This window comes from Paraburkholderia lebeckiae (assembly GCF_014201005.1).
Taxonomy (GTDB): domain Bacteria; phylum Pseudomonadota; class Gammaproteobacteria; order Burkholderiales; family Burkholderiaceae; genus Paraburkholderia; species Paraburkholderia tuberum.
On record NZ_JACHDK010000001.1, the window covers coordinates 160,551 to 181,012 of the forward strand.

At 64.6% G+C, this 20,462-nt stretch carries 15 protein-coding genes and 1 pseudogene; 5 read left to right on the forward strand and 11 right to left on the reverse strand.

What is annotated here, in order from left to right:
• Nucleotides 1–86 precede the first annotated feature (86 nt).
• Nucleotides 87–1,364, forward strand: a complete 1,278-nt coding sequence (locus HDG39_RS00730) for an amino acid deaminase (RefSeq protein WP_184002452.1) — start codon at nt 87–89, stop codon at nt 1,362–1,364.
• Nucleotides 1,365–1,468: 104 nt separating this feature from the next.
• Here the strand turns inward: HDG39_RS00730 and HDG39_RS00735 are convergent, their stop codons facing one another.
• Both HDG39_RS00735 and HDG39_RS00740 read right to left on the reverse strand, forming a co-directional pair.
• On the reverse strand, nt 1,469–1,969 hold the full coding sequence (locus tag HDG39_RS00735; protein ID WP_184003183.1) for a MarR family winged helix-turn-helix transcriptional regulator: 501 nt from the start codon (nt 1,967–1,969) through the stop codon (nt 1,469–1,471).
• Between the two features lie 30 nt (nt 1,970–1,999).
• A complete protein-coding gene (locus HDG39_RS00740) occupies nt 2,000–3,595 on the reverse strand; it encodes an MDR family MFS transporter (RefSeq protein WP_184002454.1) in 1,596 nt (531 codons plus the stop codon).
• A gap of 138 nt (nt 3,596–3,733) precedes the next feature.
• On the opposite strand from HDG39_RS00740, the gene HDG39_RS00745 reads away from it, so the two are divergent.
• The gene (locus HDG39_RS00745; RefSeq protein WP_018419382.1) at nt 3,734–4,573 is read left to right on the forward strand and encodes an EcsC family protein; all 840 of its coding nucleotides are present in this window, start codon (nt 3,734–3,736) and stop codon (nt 4,571–4,573) included.
• Here HDG39_RS00745 and HDG39_RS00750 read toward each other — a convergent pair.
• The 8 genes from HDG39_RS00750 to HDG39_RS00785 form a co-directional block, all read right to left on the reverse strand.
• Nucleotides 4,540–5,508 carry an alpha/beta hydrolase gene (locus HDG39_RS00750; protein WP_184002456.1) on the reverse strand — a complete coding sequence of 323 codons (969 nt, stop codon included), beginning with the start codon at nt 5,506–5,508 and terminating at the stop codon, nt 4,540–4,542. The genes HDG39_RS00745 and HDG39_RS00750 overlap by 34 nt on opposite strands.
• 132 nt (nt 5,509–5,640) lie before the next feature.
• On the reverse strand, nt 5,641–6,075 hold the full coding sequence (locus tag HDG39_RS00755) for a CHRD domain-containing protein (protein ID WP_184002458.1): 435 nt from the start codon (nt 6,073–6,075) through the stop codon (nt 5,641–5,643).
• A 448-nt stretch (nt 6,076–6,523) separates the two neighbouring features.
• Nucleotides 6,524–10,936 (reverse strand): ATP-binding protein, encoded by a 4,413-nt coding sequence (locus tag HDG39_RS00760; RefSeq protein ID WP_260327464.1) that lies wholly within the window; start codon nt 10,934–10,936, stop codon nt 6,524–6,526.
• 149 nt (nt 10,937–11,085) lie between these two features.
• Entirely contained in the window at nt 11,086–11,832 is a 747-nt protein-coding gene (gene aqpZ / locus HDG39_RS00765) for an aquaporin Z (protein WP_184002459.1), read from the reverse strand.
• 243 nt (nt 11,833–12,075) lie between these two features.
• Nucleotides 12,076–12,720: a response regulator gene (locus HDG39_RS00770; protein WP_184002461.1), complete on the reverse strand. Its 645-nt coding sequence runs from the start codon at nt 12,718–12,720 to the stop codon at nt 12,076–12,078.
• 109 nt (nt 12,721–12,829) lie between these two features.
• The gene (locus HDG39_RS00775; RefSeq protein WP_184002463.1) at nt 12,830–13,519 is read right to left on the reverse strand and encodes a response regulator; all 690 of its coding nucleotides are present in this window, start codon (nt 13,517–13,519) and stop codon (nt 12,830–12,832) included.
• 136 nt (nt 13,520–13,655) lie between these two features.
• Nucleotides 13,656–14,324, reverse strand: a complete 669-nt coding sequence (locus HDG39_RS00780; RefSeq protein WP_184002465.1) for a response regulator — start codon at nt 14,322–14,324, stop codon at nt 13,656–13,658.
• A 267-nt stretch (nt 14,325–14,591) separates the two neighbouring features.
• The gene (locus tag HDG39_RS00785) at nt 14,592–15,956 is read right to left on the reverse strand and encodes an MFS transporter (protein ID WP_184002467.1); all 1,365 of its coding nucleotides are present in this window, start codon (nt 15,954–15,956) and stop codon (nt 14,592–14,594) included.
• Nucleotides 15,957–16,051: 95 nt separating this feature from the next.
• On the opposite strand from HDG39_RS00785, the gene HDG39_RS00790 reads away from it, so the two are divergent.
• Nucleotides 16,052–16,939: a LysR family transcriptional regulator gene (locus tag HDG39_RS00790; protein WP_184002469.1), complete on the forward strand. Its 888-nt coding sequence runs from the start codon at nt 16,052–16,054 to the stop codon at nt 16,937–16,939.
• A gap of 71 nt (nt 16,940–17,010) precedes the next feature.
• Nucleotides 17,011–17,550 (forward strand): annotated as a pseudogene (locus tag HDG39_RS00795) (c-type cytochrome); the annotation flags it as partial.
• Nucleotides 17,551–17,595: 45 nt separating this feature from the next.
• On the opposite strand, the gene HDG39_RS00800 reads toward HDG39_RS00795, so the two are convergent.
• A complete protein-coding gene (locus HDG39_RS00800; RefSeq protein ID WP_184002471.1) occupies nt 17,596–19,242 on the reverse strand; it encodes a methyl-accepting chemotaxis protein in 1,647 nt (548 codons plus the stop codon).
• 261 nt (nt 19,243–19,503) lie between these two features.
• Between HDG39_RS00800 and HDG39_RS00805 the strand changes: the two genes are divergently transcribed.
• The gene (locus HDG39_RS00805) at nt 19,504–20,301 is read left to right on the forward strand and encodes a bestrophin-like domain (RefSeq protein ID WP_184002473.1); all 798 of its coding nucleotides are present in this window, start codon (nt 19,504–19,506) and stop codon (nt 20,299–20,301) included.
• Nucleotides 20,302–20,462 lie beyond the last annotated feature (161 nt).

Genomic DNA, 20,462 nt, shown 5'->3' on the forward strand with positions numbered 1-20,462 from the left:
AATAACATTCGTTCAGACATCGTACTTTCGATAACATGGTAAAGTCAAATCTGACTCAATTTACCCGGACGATGGAGCACGGAGACATGAAAGTTACAAACTATCAGGGCGCGACGATTGATCCTTATAGCAAGGGCTTGGGCATGGTTCCGGGCACGAGCGTCCAGCTGAAGGACGCCGCGCGCCTCGAGTGGAACCTGCTCGCCGAGGACGTCAGCCTGCCGGCTGCCGTACTGTACGAGGATCGCGTCGAGCACAACCTGAAGTGGATGCAGGCGTTCGTTGCCGAATACGGGGTCAAGCTCGCGCCGCACGGCAAGACCACGATGGCGCCGCAACTGTTTCGCCGACAGCTCGAAACCGGTGCGTGGGGCATCACGCTCGCCACCGCTCATCAGGTGCGCGCGGCGTACCACGGCGGCGTCTCGCGCATCCTGATGGCGAATCAGCTGGTCGGCCGTCACAACATGATGATGATCGCCGAATTGCTCAGCGATCCGGAATTCGAATTCTTCTGCCTCGTCGATTCGGCTGAAGGCGTCGAGCAACTCGGCGAATTCTTCACCTCGGTGAAGAAGCCGCTGCAGGTGCTGCTCGAACTCGGCGTGCCGGGCGGACGCACCGGGGTGCGCGACGAAGCGCAGCGCAACGCGGTGCTGGACGCGATCGCGCGCTATCCGGACGTGCTGAAGCTCGCGGGGGTCGAACTGTACGAAGGCGTGCTGAAGGAAGAACCCGAAGTGCGTGCGTTCCTGCGAGGCGCGGTCGCGGTCACGCGCGAGCTCGTCGAGCAAGGGCGTTTCGCGCGCTCGCCCGCGGTGCTATCGGGCGCAGGATCGGCGTGGTACGACGTGGTCGCCGAAGAGTTCGCGCAGGCGACGCAATCCGGCAAGGTCGAGGTCGTGCTGCGCCCGGGCTGCTATCTGACGCACGACGTCGGCATTTATCGCAAGGCGCAGACCGACATCTTCAAGCGCAATCCTGTCGCGAAGAAAATGGGCGAAGGCTTGCTGCCGGCGCTGCAATTGTGGGCGTACGTGCAGTCGATTCCCGAGCCGGATCGCGCGATCATCGGCCTCGGCAAACGCGACTCCGCGTTCGACACAGGCATGCCGGAGCCGGCGCGCCACTATCGCCCGGGCCAGCAAGCGCCGCGCGACATCGCCGCGAGCGAAGGCTGGGAAATCTTCGGTCTGATGGACCAGCACGCGTATCTGCGGATTCCCGCCGGCGCCGATCTGAAAGTGGGCGACATGATCGCGTTCGACATCTCGCATCCGTGCCTGACGTTCGACAAGTGGAAGCAGGTGCTGGTCGTCGATCCGCAGTATCGCGTGAAGGAAGTGATCGAGACGTTCTTCTGATCGGACCACGCCGCGGTGACTGAAGCGCGATCTGTTCCGCTAAAGAAAAAGGCTGTGCGCCCTTGGGCTCGCAGCCTTTTTTATCGCCACACGCGAAGCAGCGATCACACGCGTTGCGCCGCCTCGTCGCCAGCGATCTCCTGCGGTGCGGCGGCCACGGTCGCGGCGCTGGCGTTGGCCGTCACCTCGCCGATGCGCGTCTCCAACATTTTCAGCGCGCCCGACAACGCCGCGAGCGCCTCATCCGGCAACCCGGCCATCGTGTCGTGCAAGAACGCATTGCGACGCGGCAGGCTCGCTTCGGTCGCGGCGTTGCCCGCTTCGGTCAGGCGCACGTTGGTCACGCGGTTATCGCGCGTATCCATGCTGCGCGCGATCCAGCCCAACCCTTCGAGCGCCTTCAGCTGTCGCGTGAGCGCGCCAGGATCGACGCGCAACCGCTCGACGAGCCGCTTCTGCGACGACTCGCCGGCCTGCTCGCGCAGCGCGAGCAGAATGCGCCAGCGTGGCAACGGGTGCCCCACCTGGGCCTCGAATGCCGACATGAACGCCCGATACGTGCGACCAAATTGCTGCATGACTGCAACGCGGTCCTGTTCTTCCATAATCTGCCCGTCCAACACCAAGTCCAAAAATCAGTCTGCGTGAATCACCGGCTCGAGCTTGCGCTGCAGCTTGATCCGCGGAACGCGGCGGGTTTGCCACACCGACACGACGGCGATCACCGCGGCCATCGCGAGACCCAGATGAATCGCCCCGACCAGCGACTCGCGCGCGCTTTCGAGCAGCATCGCGCCGTTGTGGCCCGCGTGCGTCAACTGATTGACGAGCGTGGTCTGTGCATCGCGATTGATCAGGATCTGCGGATCGCCCAGATCGGCGAACCAGTGCGACGCACCCGCGCCTTCGAGCGCACCGCGCACACCGCTCTTGTACATGTGGGTCACGAGCGTGCCGGTCAGCGCCGTGCCGATCATGCCACCGATCATCCGCAGCGACTGCAGCAGCGCGGTCGCGATGCCGAGGTGTTCGCGGCCCGCGGTCTGCTGCGCGAAGATCGTCAGGTTCGGCATCACGAAGCCGAGCCCGAGGCCGCCGACGACCATGAACGACATCAGCACCCATTGCGGCATCGAACGGGTCGCGACGACGATGCCAAGGCATGACAACGCAACCATCGCAAAACCGATGTACAGCATCAGGTTCGGATTCTTCACCCGCGACACGACACGCCCGTTCGCGATACTGCCGATCGTGATGAACACGACGAGCGGCGTGATCACGAGGCCCGCCTCTTTCGGCGACATGCCGAAGCCGCCCTGGAACAGCAGCGGTGCGTAGAACAGCAGCGAGAACATCGTGAAGCCGCCGAGCACGGCCAGCGTGAACAGCGCGGCCAGACTGCGGTTGCGGAACATGTCGACGGGCAGGATCGCGGTCGGGCAGCGCTTTTCCCATTTCCACAGCGAGATGGCCGACGCGACGGCGAGCCCGAGCAGCGCGAACGCGCTCAGCGTGATGCCGTGCTTCGGCAGCAATTCGACGGACAGCTGCAGTGAGCCAAGCGCGATCGCGATCAGCAGCGCGCCGGGCCAGTCGAGCCGCATTTTGCCGGTATGTTCGACGTGTCGCAGATGCGGCAGGAAACGCCAGACGAAAAACAGCGACAGCAGCCCGACCGGCAAATTCACATAGAACACCGACCGCCAGCCGTAGTACTGCGTGAGAAAACCGCCGAGCGACGGTCCGACCGCATTGGCGATGCCGAACGCCGAGCTCATCAGCACCTGCCAGCGCAGCCGCACGACGGAATCGGGGAACAGATCGGGAATGCATGCGAACGCGGTGCCGACGAGCATGCCGCCGCCAATGCCCTGCAATCCGCGCGCGAGCACGAGAAACAGCATGTTGTTGGCCGCGCCGCACAGCACCGAGGCGCCGGTAAACACGACGATCGATGCAATCACGAATGGCTTGCGCCCGTAATAATCGCCGAGCCGCCCGAAAATCGGCACGGTGATCACCGAGGTCAGCAGATACGAGGTTGCGACCCATGCGTACAACTCGAAGCCTCGGAGTTCGGACACGATGGTGGGCAGCGCGGTGCCGACCACGGTCTGGTCGAGTGCGACCAGCATCGTGACAAATGAGATGCCGAGCATGGCCAGCAGGGATTCGCGGAACGGTAAGACTTGCCCACTCGAATGGTGGGCGGCGGTATGGACAGCCATTTTTGATGGAGCAAAAGTTGACGTGTCAAAAGATTGGGAATCATACCACGGTGCGACCGCTCCAACCGGGACGGACGCGACTTGCAACGCGGTAGACTGACCTTGAAGTATCCACGACATGACATGCCAGGGAGGCCCATGCAGCCGAGTTCGCTCGCAGCACCATCCTTATCGGAGCAGGATCTCGCCGCGCTGCGGCGCGCGAAACACCAGCTCGAAAGCCCCGCGCTCACGATGAAGCTCGCGAGTGTCGTCGGCGCGCCGATCGAGAAGCTGCTGTCGCGCATTCCGGCGTTCGCCAACCAAAAAGTGTCCGATGCGACGCAGGCCGCGTTGCGCAAATGTCTGTCGATCGCGCTACGCACGCTCGGCCGGCGCGACGACGCCAAGCTTCTCGCGCCCGACAAGCCGAACAACCTGCTGCACAAGTTCGCGGTCGCGACCACCGGCGCGGCCGGCGGCGCGTTTGGATTGGTCGCGCTGCCGGTCGAGCTGCCGGTCACGACTACGCTGATGTTCCGCTCGATCTGCGACATCGCGCGCAGCGAGGGCGAGGACCTAAGCTCAGTCGACACGCAGCTGCAATGCCTGACCGTGCTCGGCATGGGCGGTACATCGAGCGAGGACGATGACGCCGACCTCGGCTACTTCTTCATGCGCGGCGCGCTAGCGCAGGCGGTGTCGAAGGCGTCGTCCGAGGTGGCCAGCAAGGGCTTTACGACCCACGGCTCGGCGGCGCTGCTGCGGCTGCTCAACGCGATCGCCGCGCGCTTTTCGGTGCAGGTCAGCGAACAGATCGCTGCCAAATCGATTCCCGCGATCGGCGCGGTGCTCGGCGCGATGGTCAACACCGTGTTTATCGATCACTTCCAGCAGGTCGCGCACGGGCACTTCACCGTGCGGCGGCTCGAGCGGCAATACGGCCACCAAACGATCGAAGCCGTCTATCGGACGCTCGACGTCACGCTCGACGCCTGAGCCCTGTTCGCGGCGCGGCTCGTCGCGCGTCGTACGAACGCGGCCGCGCGATCGAGCGCGCGGTTCGCCTCCGGCATGAACGGCGCGAACATCGGCCACACGTGCGGCAGGTTTTTCCACACCTCGCATTCGCAATCGACTCCTGCCGCGCGTGCGTTGTCGGCGACGCGGCGCGCGTCGTCGAGCAGCACCTCGGTGCTGCCCGCCTGCAAGAACAGCGGCGGCAGACCGCGCAGGTCCGCGTAGACCGGCGACGCGTACGGATGCGTGGCCGGCGCGTCGCCGAGATAGACCTTGGCCGCGCGCCCGATCGAGGCGCCACAGAACATCGGATCGACGCTGTCGTTGGTGCGCAGGCTCGCGCCGGTCGTCGCCAGATCGGTCCACGGCGAGAACAGCAGGCCGCCAGCGGGCATCGGTGCGCCGGCGTCGCGCAGCGCGACTAGCGTGGCGAGCGCGAGGCCGCCGCCGGCCGAGTCGCCGGCGACCACGATCGAGCTCGGTGCGATGCCCATCGCGAGCAGTTGTCGATAGGCGGCGGTGGCGTCGTCGAGCGCGGCCGGAAAGCGATGCTCGGGCGCGAGGCGGTAGTCGAGGGAGAAGAGCCGCGCATCGGCGCGGGTAGCGAGAGCGAACGTTAGCGACCGATGCGTGCGCGGCGAGCAGAAGTAGTAGCCTCCGCCGTGGCAATACAGGACCGTCGGCTCCGCGCCGCCGGCCGTGCCGCCGTCCACGCGTTCCAGCCATTCGCCGACGAGCGGCGCGTCGCCCGCGCCATACGTTTCGCGAAGATGCCAGCCGCGCGGCACGCGTGGCGACCATACCCGCTTCGCGGTCAGCGCGCGCGCCCGTTCGACGTTGATGGACGGTTTGAGGGTTTCGGGCCGGAACTGCCTGCGCAAATACCAGCAAGCGAGTGCGCTTTGCCAACTCATCGGGACATGCTCCTTCGTTGAAGTCCCGTCATGGTACGGGCGGTGGCCGGGGCGCCGTCGGTTGGCGGGTTCTAACGGTGTGAAGCTGCTTTTGGCCGCGGCACGCGCGCTCGGCCCACGCGAGGCCCACGCCTAGTTCGCCGGCAACACCTGCCCGCGAATTTCGCCCGTCGGATTCTGCGCGGTATGAACATTGAAGTACCACTGCCCCGCCATCAGATCCGTGACCTGCTGCTCGGTCAGCTTCGCCGTGCCTTTGATCGGACTCGCGAGGCCATTCTTCTCGATCGGCACCTGGACCTTCGCATTCTGGCCAACCGGCGCGGGACCGTGGAAATGCGCGGCGGTGACCGGACCGCTCAAGCCTTCGTAAGTAACAGTCCACTGCAGCGATTGGGTGGACGTGTCGAAGGTCGCATTCAGCATGCCGTGCCCGTGACTCACGCGCGGCGGCACTTCGCTCGACGGCTGGAGATTCGCCTTCAGCGCAACCGTATCCGCGAACGCAGCGCCCGACGCAAGCGCCCACACCACCACGGCCAGGTTCAATTTTCGCAGCGAAATCATGGTCTTCTCCGGACATTGACGCGCCGCCGCGGCACCCGTGTCGGCCGTGCGGAGCTTCCACATACTAGTGCAAATCATTTGGAGCCGGTGAGGTTGGGATGGTGGCTTGCGCGGGCCGCCTTAATTCGAACCGGACTGTGATTAAAACAGAAGGCCCGATGAGCAAACTGCGCAATGCGCAAAGGCATTCGTCAGATATGCCTAAAATACAGGCGAAAACGTAGCGCGAAATCGTTTTAATCGATTTAATCGAAAAGTTAATTGCTCGATTTGTAATAAATAAATGACGCTATTCCTGGTATGCTTCGATTTGCGAGAAGTGACTCCTTCATCGAAGGATGTCTCCAAACCTTTAACGCGGCTTCGGCCGCGTTTTTTTTCGTCCCGATTTTGGTCGCGGCCGTTTGAATCGGCCGCGTATTCGCGCGAGGTCACCGCCCGCCGCCCGCTAGGCGAGCAATGCGGCCTGCTGTTCGATCCCATCGAGCATCGCCTCGCATTGGCGGATTAGCGCATGCCCCTCGTTACGCAACTGCTCGGCCGACTTCGCGACAATGTCGCGACGATAGGCTTCGAGCGCGTGTACGAGTGGCTGATACTGCAGCACGCTGGCCGCCCCCATCACCCGATGCAGCCACTCGGGCACCCGCCCCATGTCTTCGCGTTCGAGTAACGTCGCAAGCGCGTTGAAGTCTTCGCGCATCGACGAGACGAATGAACCGAGCAACGCCTTGACCGTCGACCCGCTTCCCCATAACTGCGCCATATGTGCCAGTTCGATGGGCACGTACGGTTCGACACCGACGCGCCGAGTGATCTGCCGCTCGCCGGCCAGCGCAGACGATTCGCGACCGCATGTTTCTGCCGGCGCGGGGTGCCGAACGGTGTCGGTGCCAAACCAGCGGCTCAGGTAGTCGCGCAACGTGGCGAGCCGAGTCGGCTTGATCAGACTGTCGTCCATGCCGGCTTCGCGACACAAACTCAGGTCGTCGGGCGCGGTGTTGGCCGTGATGCCGAGTATCGGCAGACGCTGCGCGCCGCCGCGCAGTGCCTCCGCTTCGCGGATACGGCGAGTCAGTTCGTAACCGGACAGGTTCGGCATGTGACAGTCCGTGATCAGGCAGCCATAGCTCGTGCGCTCCAGCGCGAGAAGCGCTTCGGCGCCGTCGTTCGCGACGTCGCACGCGAACCCCAGCAGGGCGAGCTGATGGCGGATCAACTCCTGATTGACTGGGTGATCTTCCGCGACAAGAATCAGTCGCCCGCTCGCGATCGCGCGTTCACGATCAGGCGGCGGCGCGACGCCATCGGTCGAGAGCGACACGCCTGGCGCTCGCGGTGCCATCGGGGACATCGACGACAGGCCCGTCATCGCGGCCGCGCATGCGGCGCCGAGGCCGCGCCACGAAATCGGATTGACGCTCACGCGCACCTTGTCGTCGAGGATGCGGTAACCCGTCGGCTTCGGTTTTTCGGTCAGCGTGACGACACGCGCATTTGCGCCGACCTGTACGGGCAACGTGACGTCCTCGCCGACGAACAGCAGATCCGCGCGGCTCAGGACGTCGCTTTTGCCCTGCGTCGCCGCAGCGGCCGAGAGGCTGCGCATTTCGAGCCCGAGCGCCTCGCCGAAGTGTACGAGGGCTCGGCCGATGCGCGGATCTCGCGTAATCACGACGGCGCTTTTGCCGCGCAGACCGTTGATCGAATAACGCTGTTCGACGATCGGCATCGTCAGCCGCACAATCATCCTCGTGCCGTGGCCGGGTTCGCTGCGCAGCGCGAGCGTGCCCTTCATCAGGTCGATCAGCTTGCGGCAGATCGTCAGCCCAAGGCCCGTGCCGCCGAAGCGCCGCGTGGTGGACGACTCGGCCTGCACGAACGGCTCGAACAGGCCCGCCTGCACGTCCGGCGCGATGCCGATGCCGGTGTCCTCAACGGTCAGCTCCAACGTCTGCGAATCCGCGCGATCTTCGACGATCGCAACGCTCACACCCACCTCGCCCTTCGGTGTGAACTTGATCGCATTGCCGAGCAGATTGAACAGAATCTGGCGCAGACGCACGCTGTCGCCACGGAGCGTCGCTGCGGCGTCGGTCGCGATGTCGACGCGCACTTTCAGCCCTTTTTCGTGGGCGCGCCCCGCGAGCAGGCCGACCGCGTTATCGACGAGCTCGCGCAGATCGATCGGCTCGGCTTCGAGCGTGAGCCGCCCCGCCTCGATCTTCGAATAATCGAGCAAATCATCGAGAATCTGCAGCAACGCGCCCGCCGACTCATGGATCATGCCGAGCATTTCGCTCTGATCGGTACTGAGCGGCGTGCGCTCGAGCACTTCGACGAGACCGAGTACACCGTTCATCGGGGTGCGGATTTCGTGGCTCATCATCGCGAAGAAGTTGTCCTTCGCGCGCGAGGCCGCCTCGGCCACATCGCGTGCCCGCGCGAGTTCCTCCGAACGCGCGCGCTCGACGCTCGCATCGACCCAATAGCCGCTCCAAACGACGCTGCCATCGGCTTCTCGCCGCGGCACCAGCTCGGCTCGCACCCACTTTAGTTGACCGGCGTTTTCCAGGCGGAACTCCATATGCACTGGGGAGGCACGCCTCGCGGAACGCTCGAGCCCGGCGACAACGCGTGGCCGATCCAGCTCCGACACTCGTTGGAAATCGACTCGTGCCCCCCCATGCCAATCACCCTCGCCGAGCAGATGCCGCGTGTCGCCGCCGATGTACGGGAAGGAATACGCGCCGCACGGCGAGCGCCGCAACTGGAACACGACGGCGGGCAACGAGCGCGTGACGTCGAACAGGCGCCGTTCGGTTTCGCGCGCACGCATTTCAGCGCGCCGGATGTCGGTGATGTCGACCATCGTGCCAAGCACGTACGCCGGCTGCCCATCGCTGGCCTCGCAGACGCTCGTCCAGAAAATCCCATGCCGCGTCTCGCCAGCGCCGTCCTCGAACTGGAGTTCGACTTTCGCGATGCCGCCGCCGCGCAGGATCTCGCCCGTGATGTCGTCGAGCACGCGGCTGTTTGCGTCGCCCCATGTGCCGACCTCGGTCGTCGTGCGCCCGAGCACGTCCTTCCGCTCCAGCCCGCACGCTTTCTCATAGGCCTCGTTGATCGCGATGTACCGTCCGTCCAGGCCTTTCGCGATGAGCGGATACGGCACCGTCTTCATCATCGTTTCCTGGAAGTTCAATTGCAGTGCGAGTTCGCGCTCGGTCTGCTTGCGTAGCCGGACTTCGCGTTGCAGCAGCACGTACGCGCGCAACGTGACCAGCAGCACGACGCCGATGCCGATCAGCACCGGCAGCAGCCGCACCGCGGTCACGCTCCATACGGCGTTGTCCGGCGCGGCGGGACTCACCCACTTGCGCCGGATGCGCTGCTTTTCGGCTGCCGGCATCGCCTGCAACGCACGATCGATCAGCTTGACGAGCGGGCTCAGATCCTCGCGCACAGCAAAATACAACGAGTCGGATTCGCCGAGCGAGTCGAGCACCCTGAGCGCGCCGACGTAGTGCTGCCGCAGTTGCACGTTGATCGCGGCCGCGTTGCCGACCAGCACGTCGGCCTCGCCGCTCGCGACCATGCGCAGCGCATCGCCCAGGCTCGCCGCGACGACGATGTGATCGACCGGCACCGCTTCCAACGCGAGCGGCACCGAGCCGGCCACGTGCGGCGACATCACAACGCGGCACGACGTGATGTCGTCGAACGAGCATGGGGGCGGCGCGCCGCTCCGCCCGACGATCACCAGCGGATCGCTCTCGTACACACGGCTATGGTCGGCGCCTACCAGAAGCGCGCCGCGACTCGATGTGGAGGACAGCATCGCGAGGTCGCCACGCTGGAACGCTTCGACGGCGGCGGCCCAGTCGGCCATGCGCGCGCGGTTGAACACGACACCGAGCGTGCTGCTCAGGTACGCGAGGTAATCGGCGGTCAGACCGACGGGGCGACCTGCGGAATCAACATAGCTGAACGGCGCCCAGTCGTTGTCGAAGCCGACCTGCAACGGCGGCAGCGAACGCAGCCAGTTCTTCTCTTCCGGTGTCAACGTGAAGCGTGGTGCATGCGGCGCGGGCGCCGCGTTGAAGTTGCCCGACAGCCAGCGCGCGCGTATCGCGGCAGTCTCGGCGGGATTCATCGACACGAGCGCGCGGTTCAGCTGATCGCGCAAAGCAGGCTGGCGAGGCGATACGGCAAAGCGCAGATCGAGCGCTTTGCCGCCTTGCTCGAACGCTACGCGCAGATTGCGATACGCGTCGGTCGCCAGTTCGTATTGCACGACCGGCGTGAAGCCGAAGTAGACGTCTGCATCGCCATGCAGTAGCGCGTTCAGCGCTTCGTGCGTGCTCGCGAACGAGACGATACTCGCGCGAGGAAAACCTGCGCGCAACAAACGCTCACGCGCAAAACCGCGCTCGATCGCGATACGCGCGCCAGCGAGGTCAGTGGGGTTCACATGCCGGGTGTCGTCGCGACGCACGACGGCCGAGGCGAACGAGTGGAAGTAAGGAGCCGTAAAGCTGAGGCAGCGCTCGCGCTGCGGTGTGCGCGCTATGCTCGTCAGCAGGTCGACCTCGCCGGCGCAAGCCGCGGCGACCAGCTTGGCCATGTCGGGAAAGCTCTTCGTCTCGATGACGACGTTCGGCCCCACGAGCGCGCGCAACAGTTCGCCGCTGACGCCGACGAGCCGGCCGCCCAGCGGAATGTCGAACGGCGCCCAGCCTCCTTCGAGAATGCCGACCGTCAATCTGGCAGGAAATGCAATGGGCGACGACGCGGAAGAACCCGCTCCCACTGCGGAAATTACGGGTGACTGTGACGCAGCGCCGGTAGGCCCGGCCATGCAGACCGCATCCGTAACCGCCAGCAGAAAAAACGCGAGCCAACGCGTCATTGAGTAGCGCGGCGAGCGCGGCCACAGACACCGCGACAAACGCCGCAGCCCCAATGTCAGCACCGCATCGACCGGAAGTGGTGAGTACCGTCCCTCGCTCACGAAACGTCACCCTGCCCGTCCACCAGCGACACCGAGGACGAATCGGCTCCGCCGGCCAAAAACGAAAACAGCACGCCAGCCGCGATTGCTCCGGCCAACGGCGCGGCCCAGAACAGCCACAACTGATCCAGCGCCCAGTTGCCGACGAACAGCGCCTGCGCGGTCGAGCGTGCGGGATTGACCGCTCCATTGGTGATCGGAATGGACACCAGGTAGACGAGCATCAGACATGCGCCGGTGATGAACGGCGCAATCGTTGCCACCTCTTTTCGAACGACGACCAGCAGGCATACTCCGACAAACACGAACGACAGCACGAATTCCACGACGAGCGCCGCATGCAATGGATAGTCGGCGGGCGAATGAGCGCCGAAGCCGTTCGCCGCGAATTCACTCGCGGAGAGTTCGAAACCTGGCCGGCCGCTGGCGAGGTAGGCGAGAAGCGCCGCGGCGACTATTGCGCCCCAGATTTGCGCAGCGATATAGGGCAAGACATCACGCACGGGAAAGCGCTGCGCGATTGTCAGGCCGATGGTGACGGCAGGATTGAAATGCGCGCCGGAAATCTTGCCGAAGACATAGCTGCCGATAGCAAGCGCAAGACCGAACGCCAACGACATTTGCAACACGCCAGTGGCCTGCAGCACGCCTGTGGTGTCCAGCACCGTACTGCCGCAGCCGACGAACACGAGCCATGCCGTACCCACACCCTCGCTGCACAATCGCTTGCCTAGCGCAACCATCTCTATCCCGTCCATCAAGTATGAGGCACAGACGCCAAACGATCGCGCGAAGAGGTCTGCACCGGATTCCCCTGATCCATTGGAAATCGGATCACGAACCAGCCGCTTGGCAGTTGCGGCGCAAGGCGCGCAATGACAGGCGCGCCAAGATTATTGGGTGCCCCCACGCCTCGGCAATCAGATAAGTCTGATAAGGGCTACCTCAATCCATCGAGAACAAGAATTCGTGACCGTTGCTGCGCCTCATATCAGCCCAACCTGAGTGGCGTAGTTGATCAGGTCGGCTTCTGTTTCCAGTCCGAGCTTGCGCATCGCGCTGCGTTTTTGCGTGCTGATGGTTTTGTCGCTACGTCGCAGACGTGTGGCGATCTCGTGCACCGCGAGGCCTCGCACATAGAGTTGAAACACCTCCCACTCGCGTGCGCTCATCACACCGCCGCGCCGGGGCGGCGCAGGCTCCGCGGTCGCGAGTGCGGCCCGAACCTGTTCCGATAGATGGGTGCCCCCGGCGGCAACGGCTTCGATTGCGTCGATCAATGCGTGCACGGCGTCGCGCTTGTCGACGATTCCAGTCACGCCGATATTGCGCAAGCCGGCCAACACGTGCGCGCGCCCAATCATGGTCAGCACGACCACGTGGGGATGCGGCGTGCGCCGTAGCAGCCGGCGCAATAGCGGCACCGCGCTGGTGTCTCCGTCGAGTCCCGGCATGCCGATGTCCGACACGACGACGTCGCATGCGCAGGCATCGAGCAGCTTCGCGAGACCACGGGTGTCGGCAGCTTCGCCGACAATTTCGATATTCGGCTTGTCGCGCAGCAGAGATCGGACGCCCGCGCGAATGGAGTCGTGATCGTCTGCCACGACGACGTGAATCTTGTTTGTCATTCTTTTCCGTGACTTTTTTTATGGTGTCGATCGGGCATACCGCACAAAATGTGTCCCCCGGTTATGCCGATATATTCGCCGCGCGCCTGCGCAGAATGTTGCCGCCCGCTTAACGGCTTTGACCAAGCCCTTCTGGCACTACGCCATACTCGACTGCGAAGCGAAACAGTTCGGCGTCGCTATTGAGCGACAGCTTGCGCATGGCCGTGCACTTCTGCGCGCTGATCGTCTTCACGCTACGTCCCAGCCGCGCGGCGATTTCCGTGACGCCGAGTCCTGACGCGTACTGCGTAAAAACCTCGAACTCTCGGCGAGACAGGGTGGCGCGCACGAAGTCGAGACGTTGCGTCAGCGTGACATCGGCCAGCATGGCGCGCACCGCCGGACCGACAAAACATTCGCGCGCCAGCGCCATGACCACCGCCACGTGGATCAGATCGATACGATCACGTTTGCTCAGCAGCCCATCCACGCCGAGCGACATCACTTTGCGCAGCGTCGCCGCCTCCGTCTCCATTGTCAGAATGACGAGCGCCACGTTGGGATAGCGCGCCTTCAACTGCCTGACGACGTCGAACCGGTTGTCGTTGTGCCCTCCTGGCATGTAAAGATCCATCAGCACGATATCGCAAGGACTGCGATCGACTTCGATGAACAGTTCGGCGACATCCGCCGCACGGCCAACCACCTTCAGGTTCGGATAGTTGCCAATCAGATTTTCTATAGCCAGCAGAACCAGCGGATGATCATCCGCAATGATCGTTCGAACAGGCGTTCCTGATGCAGCCATGAGGTTCATCTTCTGGCGCTCCTCGATACTTTCATTTCACGACACCTTGTTATGAGTGACCGGCGCTCACGCAATGGTCGAGCAATTCTTTTGCGACAAACATCAGAGCGCTCTGAAATGGAACGAACGACCGTATGCCTGATGCTTAGTCTTCCGATTCGAGGAGGACCGTGCCGCAGGCGCGCACACAGGAAAAAAGCGCGGGGTCGTCGTTGACGCCAAGCCGCGCCATCGCTTCGCGCTTGTGCCGGCTCACCGTGCGGCGATGGCAGCCGAGCGCCGCCGCGATCTGCACGATGGACTCGCCGTTCACGAGCCTGCGCAGAATGTCGGTCTGCCGCTTCGACAGCAGCAGGGCCGACACGAACCGACCGTTGTCCGGCTGCAAACGCGCGAGCGTTTCGACTACCGAGCGGCCCAGGTAGCGCGCGCCGCGCGCACTGTCGCAGACGGCTTGCGGCAGTTCCTCGAGCGACTCGGCTTTGCCGATCACACTGACCGCGGCATCGGCGACGATGACACGCAACATCGCGGCATTCGTCTGCCCAGTCACGACGACGACGCGCAATGACGGCCACTCGCCACGAATGCGCCGGATCAGGCCGCGTCCGTCGCCGATCTCCCCGGCGGGTTCCGGCATGGAAAGATCGACGACGAGCACGTCGCACGGTGTGTGTTGCAGCAATGCGATCAACGCAGTGGGCATCTGCGCCTGACCGACGACAGACAGACCTTCGTGCGCCTCCAGTGTCGATTTCAGGCCAAGCAGGACGAACGGGTGATCGTCCGCCAGAATGATTCGAAGATTTGTCACGATTAGTCTCGCTCGTTATAAGAATGGTCGAAATGCGCGCGGCAGTGGCTGTGCAGGCGGCAGGCGTCGACCTGCGTCGTGGCACTCAAGCGACGTGCCGGAAAAGCCATCTGATCACCCTCGCAAATTCACGACAATCGGAGCGTTCCTAATCCAGCTCAACAATCGGGATAATTTATAGTTCTACCAAGCAATATGCGCACCGTGATTCGAATCGAATCAGAATCAATTCGGTCACGCAAAGCGGGCGCTGTTCGCCCCCATGTCTCACGCTGCATCGCAAGCACGCGTCGCGCGCATCGCACGCGTCGACGCGGCGCGCGGAAACACCGGCAATGCGAGCAACGCGCAAGCGCTCGCCACCGTCCACACCAGCGGCCATGCTCCGATAGACAGCAGCGCCGGAATCGCGAGCGGCGTCACGAACAGCGTGAGGAACACGCAGGTGTTGCCCATCGCGAGCGCGGTGCCCGCGCGGCGAGTACCGGCGAGCGTCGCGAGTTCGGTGAACGCGACGCCGTGCCACGCCGACGCGCTAACTCCGCCGAGTACGATCATCAGCGCGAACGGCGCGACCGCCCCGGCGCGACGCAGGCCGATGAGCCCGGTCGCGAGCGCGAGCAGCACGAACAGCACGGCGGTCAACAGACTGCATGCCCGCATATACGCGCGGCGGTTGCCGCGCCGGTCGGTCCACGCGCCGCTCCAGACCCGCGCGATCGCGGCGCCAGTCTGCACCGCGGCCATCGTCGCGCTGATCGCGAACACGCCGGCACGCCCGAAGTCGTGCAGGAACACCGTGCCGAATGTGATCACGGCAATCTGCGGCATGCACAGCGCGCCCGCGCCGAGCGCGACCCGCCAGATCGCGATGTCGCGCAATGGGGAGATCATCGGCGGCGGTGCGCTGACGTTCGAGGAGTCCAACCCCCGACCGTCCGCCGCCGCGGCACGGGCCGTCGCAGCGGCGCGCGCTCCTTTGGGCGCCAGCGTATCGTCCGCGTGTGCGGGCTCGTGCAGCCAGCGCCACGCGAACCATGCTGTGATCGCGCACGCCAACGCCAGCACCGCATAGGCGCTCGCAAAACCAAAGTGCGAGGCGAGCACCGGCAGGACCACTGCGCCGAGTCCACCGCCCGCCGGCACGGCGGTTTGGCGGATGCTCATCGCGAGGCCGCGCTCGCCTTCGCGAAACCACGCCATCACCGCTCGGCCGCTCGATCCGTTGACGCTGCCGCCCAGCAGTCCGACCAACAGCAGCCCGAGCGCGAGCGGGACGATGCCGGGCACATGCGCGCCGCCCGGCGACACGAACAGCGCGAGACCGGCGAGCGCGACAGCGGTCGACAGCAAGCCGAGCAGCAGCACCCGGCGATCGCCCCAGCGGTCGGTCAACAGCCCCCACGGCAACTCGCTGACCGCAATGCCCAGGCCGAGCATGCCGAGCACGAGGCCGAGCCCGTGGTTGCCCAGGTGGTAGTCCGAGCGCAGGAACACCGCCGTCGTCGGAATCCCCGAAAATGCCGCCGAAAAGCTCGCATTCGCGGCAAAACCAACGCCCAGCACCTTCCAGCGATGCCGCGCGCCGCGCTCGCCGGTGCCGCCCGACGCTGTCATCGATCCGTTTTCCATCACACCCTCCGCGTGTCATTCGGGGGTATGCTACGGCTGGACATTCCATCGGCAAAGCCGGAAATTTAGATCTCCACCATCGGAAAAACCGAATCATGAGCCAGCGTGGTTTCGATCTTGCGCAGTTGCGGACCTTCGTCGCCGTCGCCGAATCGGGCGGGGTGTCGGCAGGCGCGGAGCGCGTGTTCCTGTCGCAGTCGTCGGTAAGCGAGCAGCTGAAGAAGCTCGAGGAGCGCGCCGGCCAGCCGCTCCTCGTGCGCGGCCGGCAGGGTGTGAGTCCGACGTCCGCGGGCGAGCGCCTGCTCGAGCATGCGCGCCGCATCATCGCGATGAGCGAAGCGGCCTTCGACGACCTGCAAGGCCGCTCGCTCGACGGCGAGCTGCGCATCGCGATCACCGATTACTACCGGCCGCACGATATCGCGCGCATCCTCAAGACGTTTTCGGAACAGCATCCGCGGCTGAAGCTGCACGTGACGGTGCTGCCGAGCGCAGTGATCGACAGCGGCGCGGACGATCACGCGTCGTTCGACATCGGTTTGTCGGCGCGGCTCGTCACAGGCCAGCTGCGTGCACGCGGCGCGGGTGCCGGTGCCGCGAGCATCGTCGTGCGGCGCGAAAGGCTGCTATGGGCCAGTTGCGCCGATGCCGCCACCCGCCCCACCGCGCCGTATCAACTGGTGCTGCTGCCGTCGACGTGTCAGTTGCAGCGCTTCGTCGTCAAGCTGCTCGACGAACACAAGGTACCGTACGTGGTGTCGCATTCGGCGTCGGGCGTCGCGGGCCTGCAACTCGCATTGAAGGCAGGGCTCGGGATTTCCTGTCTGAACGAGTCGTCGCTCGGCGGCGGCGTGGTGGCGTGTGCCGCGAACTTCGGCTTGCCACCGCTGCCCGCCATCGAGTTTCATCTGCTGCCGCGGCGTCCGGGCGAAAGCGAGTTGGTCAGCAATGCACGTGATGCGCTCGTGCGGCTCTTCGCATGACGCACAAATAAAATTCACAGCAAAATTTATCGATCGACATCAGCTAATCACATTTACATGATGCATTGCGATCGATAAGCCGCGGCGCGACGATCGCGACGCAGCACTGCTCGATGTGCCACGGCGTACTCGGCACCGTGCAGGTCACCGCGCCGGCGCTCGCCGGGCAGTACGCCGACGTGACCTACAAGGAATTGCGCGACTTCCAGAGCGGCCAGCGGCAAAGCGCGGTCATGCAGGCAATCATCGCGGGACGCAGCGACCAGGATCTGCACGATCTGGCGGTGTACTACGCGTCGCTCCCGCTCCCCGCGGCGGCCGAGAAGACCCGCGCCGGCGAAGGACCCGATGCGACCGCAACCAGGCTCGTGATGCAGGGCGACCCGCAACGCAATATCGCACCGTGCGCCGCGTGTCATGGCCAACTCGATCGCAAGGGTGCGGCGCCGTGGCTCGGCGGACAGTCGGCGGCCTATCTGGCCGCGCAGTTGCAGGCGTTCGCTTCGGGCGCGCGGCGCAACGACATCAACGAGCAGATGCGCAATGTCGCGCGGCAGATGACGCCCGAGGAAATCGATGCCGTGGCGAGGTATTACGCGGCCATGCAGTAGTGGGACGGTGAGAGGTCGCGGGTTGACGCCCCGCAACGCCTCGCGTCACGCCGCGACCAACTCGCTGTCCAGTCTCCGCTCGCCGGCAACACCGGCCAGCTTCGCGCCGGGCGCCGGAGCACGGCTGCGCGATTCGCTGCCGGTCCGGAACACCGCCACCGCCGTCGACAGGCGCCGCGCCTGATCTTCCAGCGAACTCGCCGCCGCGGCCGCCTGCTCGACGAGCGCCGCGTTCTGCTGCGTGACCTCGTCCATCTGACCGACCGCGCGATTGACCTGATCGATGCCGGTGCTCTGTTCGAGCGCCGCCGCCGCGATCTCGTTCATGATGGAACTGACGCGCGCGATCGCGCCGACGATGTCGTTCATCGTCGTGCCCGAGCGCTCGACGAGCTGCGAGCCCTGCTCCACGCGGGTGGTCGACGCGTCGATCAAGCCCTTGATCTCCTTGGCCGCCGCCGCGCTGCGCTGCGCGAGCGAGCGCACTTCGCTCGCGACGACCGCGAAGCCGCGTCCCTGCTCGCCCGCTCGCGCCGCCTCGACTGCGGCGTTCAGCGCGAGGATGTTGGTCTGGAATGCGATCCCCTCGATTACGCCAACGATATCGGCAATCCGCCGCGAATCGTCGACGATGCCGTGCATCGTGCCGACCACCTGCTCGGTCAGCTCGCCGCCCTGCGCGGCCAGCGTCGAGGCGCCCTGCGCGAGCGAACTCGCCTCTTTCGCGTTGTCGGCCGTCTGCTTGACTGTCGTGGTCAGCTCTTCGATGCTCGCGGCCGTTTCCTCGAGCGCCGCCGCCTGCTCCTCGGTGCGTTGCGACAGATCGGCGTTGCCGGCCGCGATCTCGCTGACGCCGGTATCGATCGATTCGGTACCTTGACGAACCGCGTTGACGGTCGCGATCAGCGACTCCTGCATCTTGCGCAGCGCGGCCGCGAGACGGCCCATTTCGTTGTCGCTGAGCACCTCGATGCGGCCGCTCAGGTCGCCGTTGGCGATGCGCTGGAACTGCGCGATCGTCGCATCGACCGGCGCGACGATTGCACGCACGAGCACGAAGCGGGCGAGCAAGCTGCCGACCAGCGACAGCGCAATGCCGATCGCCACCGCCGTGCTGATCGCATAGAACAGGTCCTGCGCATCCTTGTAGCGCTGTGCGCCGTGATCGAGCTGCAACTGCTCGAGCGCGAGCATGGCCTTCTCGTACGCGCTGTACAGCGACGGCAATTTATGCGCCTGCAATAGCTGGAAGGCGTTGGTATCGCTCGACTTCAGCGCGGCGAGCGTCGGGTCGACGCCGTCGTGCAGGAACGCGTCGCGCTTCTGCTGCATGTCGGCGATCAGACGCTGCTCATCGGCATCCGTGCCCGCATGGCTCAAATAGTGGGCAAGCCGCTCGTCAGAGGCTTTGCGGTACTGATCGAAGCGCTTGAGCACGGCGCTCGCGCCGTCCTGATCGTTCAGCGCGACGAGCGACGCGTACGTGGCGAGCGCGAGCCGCAGGCGCAGCAGTTGGCCGGCGCTGCCTTCGAGGTCGGCGACGGCGGGCGTGTCGACCGTGTACATCTGTTGCAGCGACGCGTTCGACGAGCGCAGCGACAACAATCCCGCAGCCGCGCCGAGCAGCAGCACGATGCCGAAGAACACGATCATCAGGGTGAGGCTGGTGCGAATCGACAGCTTTTTCAACATCGGACTGGTCTCCTTGGGCTGCCCGGCCGAGTGTTCCGTATCGTTGACGATAGCTGCACGGCCACGCAGGCTGCGCCCACGCCGTTCGGCCCGGTCCGCAACTTATCTGAAAATTAAGCACACAGCACATTCGGGACAACGGCGTATCGGCCGAAAACTTTATGGTTGATCGCTCGCCCGGCTTGCGTTACATCAATAAAGTCTCGAAGCCCGTTTGCTGAAGCTCTTCTGTCGAAGCCCCTTCCTGCCCGGAGCGCGCCCATGTCGGAAATCGGTTCGGCCGTACTCGTGTTCGCGCTGCTACTGATCGCCACCGGCCTCGGCGTCGGAGTGCGGCCGCTGCTGCCGGAAGAGCACAAGGCACACGAGACCGTACAGCTCGTGCAGCTCGTGATCGGCATGCTGGTGACGTTCGCCGCGCTGGTGCTGGGTTTGATGACGGCATCGGCGAAAGCGAGCTTCGATACCGCGTCGAACGATATGCGCAGCTATGCGGCAGAGCTGATCGAATTCGACGCCACACTGCGCGAGCTCGGCAGCGCGGCCGACGAATCGCGGCGCCTGTTGCGCCAGTACACGGCGGCGGCGATCGCTTCGACGTGGCCGCACGAGCCCGCGCCCAGCGGCGACTATCCGCACGATCTTGGGCCGCCGGACAATCCGCAGCAACTCGAAAACGTGCGTTTGGGCGATATGCTGACCACGGTGGGGCGGCAATTGCGACAACTGCGCACGGATGCCTTGCAGCAACGTGCGCTCGATGACGCGTTGACGCAGTACCGGCGCGTCATCGACGCGCGCTGGAAAATCATCGAGGAAGCGCACAGCTCGATTTCGCAGCCGTTCTTCAAGACGTTGACGTTCTGGCTAGGCGTGATCTTTCTGAGCTTCGGGTTGATCGCGCCGCGCAATGCGCTGGCGCTGGTGACGATATCGCTGGGGGCGGTGTCGATTGCTTCGGCGGTTTATGTGATCGTCGATCTCGACACGCCGTTCACCGGGCCGATCGTGATTTCGAGCCTGCCGTTGCGGGATACGTTGGAGCATTTGAGGCGGTGAGTTTCTGACGGAATGCTCCGTCGGCGCGTGTCACGTAAAAAAAGCCGGCAAACGGAAGGCAGAAAGGCCCGCTTTCCTGGCGGAAAGCGGGCCTCTGTTTTTGTGTCGATCAGCGGGATGGTGGCCGGCTCGGCATCGAGCCGGAACGATCAAAAGCCTTA

Coding starts and splice junctions, on each gene's coding strand:
- HDG39_RS00790 (WP_184002469.1), top strand. CDS start 16,052: ATGAGCCAGCGTGGTTTCGATCTTGCGCAGTTGCGGACCTTCGTCGCC.
- HDG39_RS00760 (WP_260327464.1), bottom strand. CDS start 10,936: ATGGCCGGGCCTACCGGCGCTGCGTCACAGTCACCCGTAATTTCCGCA.
- aqpZ (WP_184002459.1), bottom strand. CDS start 11,832: ATGGTTGCGCTAGGCAAGCGATTGTGCAGCGAGGGTGTGGGTACGGCA.
- HDG39_RS00805 (WP_184002473.1), top strand. CDS start 19,504: ATGTCGGAAATCGGTTCGGCCGTACTCGTGTTCGCGCTGCTACTGATC.
- HDG39_RS00735 (WP_184003183.1), bottom strand. CDS start 1,969: ATGGAAGAACAGGACCGCGTTGCAGTCATGCAGCAATTTGGTCGCACG.
- HDG39_RS00800 (WP_184002471.1), bottom strand. CDS start 19,242: ATGTTGAAAAAGCTGTCGATTCGCACCAGCCTCACCCTGATGATCGTG.
- HDG39_RS00785 (WP_184002467.1), bottom strand. CDS start 15,956: ATGGAAAACGGATCGATGACAGCGTCGGGCGGCACCGGCGAGCGCGGC.
- HDG39_RS00775 (WP_184002463.1), bottom strand. CDS start 13,519: ATGAACCTCATGGCTGCATCAGGAACGCCTGTTCGAACGATCATTGCG.
- HDG39_RS00770 (WP_184002461.1), bottom strand. CDS start 12,720: ATGACAAACAAGATTCACGTCGTCGTGGCAGACGATCACGACTCCATT.
- HDG39_RS00755 (WP_184002458.1), bottom strand. CDS start 6,075: ATGATTTCGCTGCGAAAATTGAACCTGGCCGTGGTGGTGTGGGCGCTT.
- HDG39_RS00730 (WP_184002452.1), top strand. CDS start 87: ATGAAAGTTACAAACTATCAGGGCGCGACGATTGATCCTTATAGCAAG.
- HDG39_RS00740 (WP_184002454.1), bottom strand. CDS start 3,595: ATGGCTGTCCATACCGCCGCCCACCATTCGAGTGGGCAAGTCTTACCG.
- HDG39_RS00750 (WP_184002456.1), bottom strand. CDS start 5,508: ATGAGTTGGCAAAGCGCACTCGCTTGCTGGTATTTGCGCAGGCAGTTC.
- HDG39_RS00745 (WP_018419382.1), top strand. CDS start 3,734: ATGCAGCCGAGTTCGCTCGCAGCACCATCCTTATCGGAGCAGGATCTC.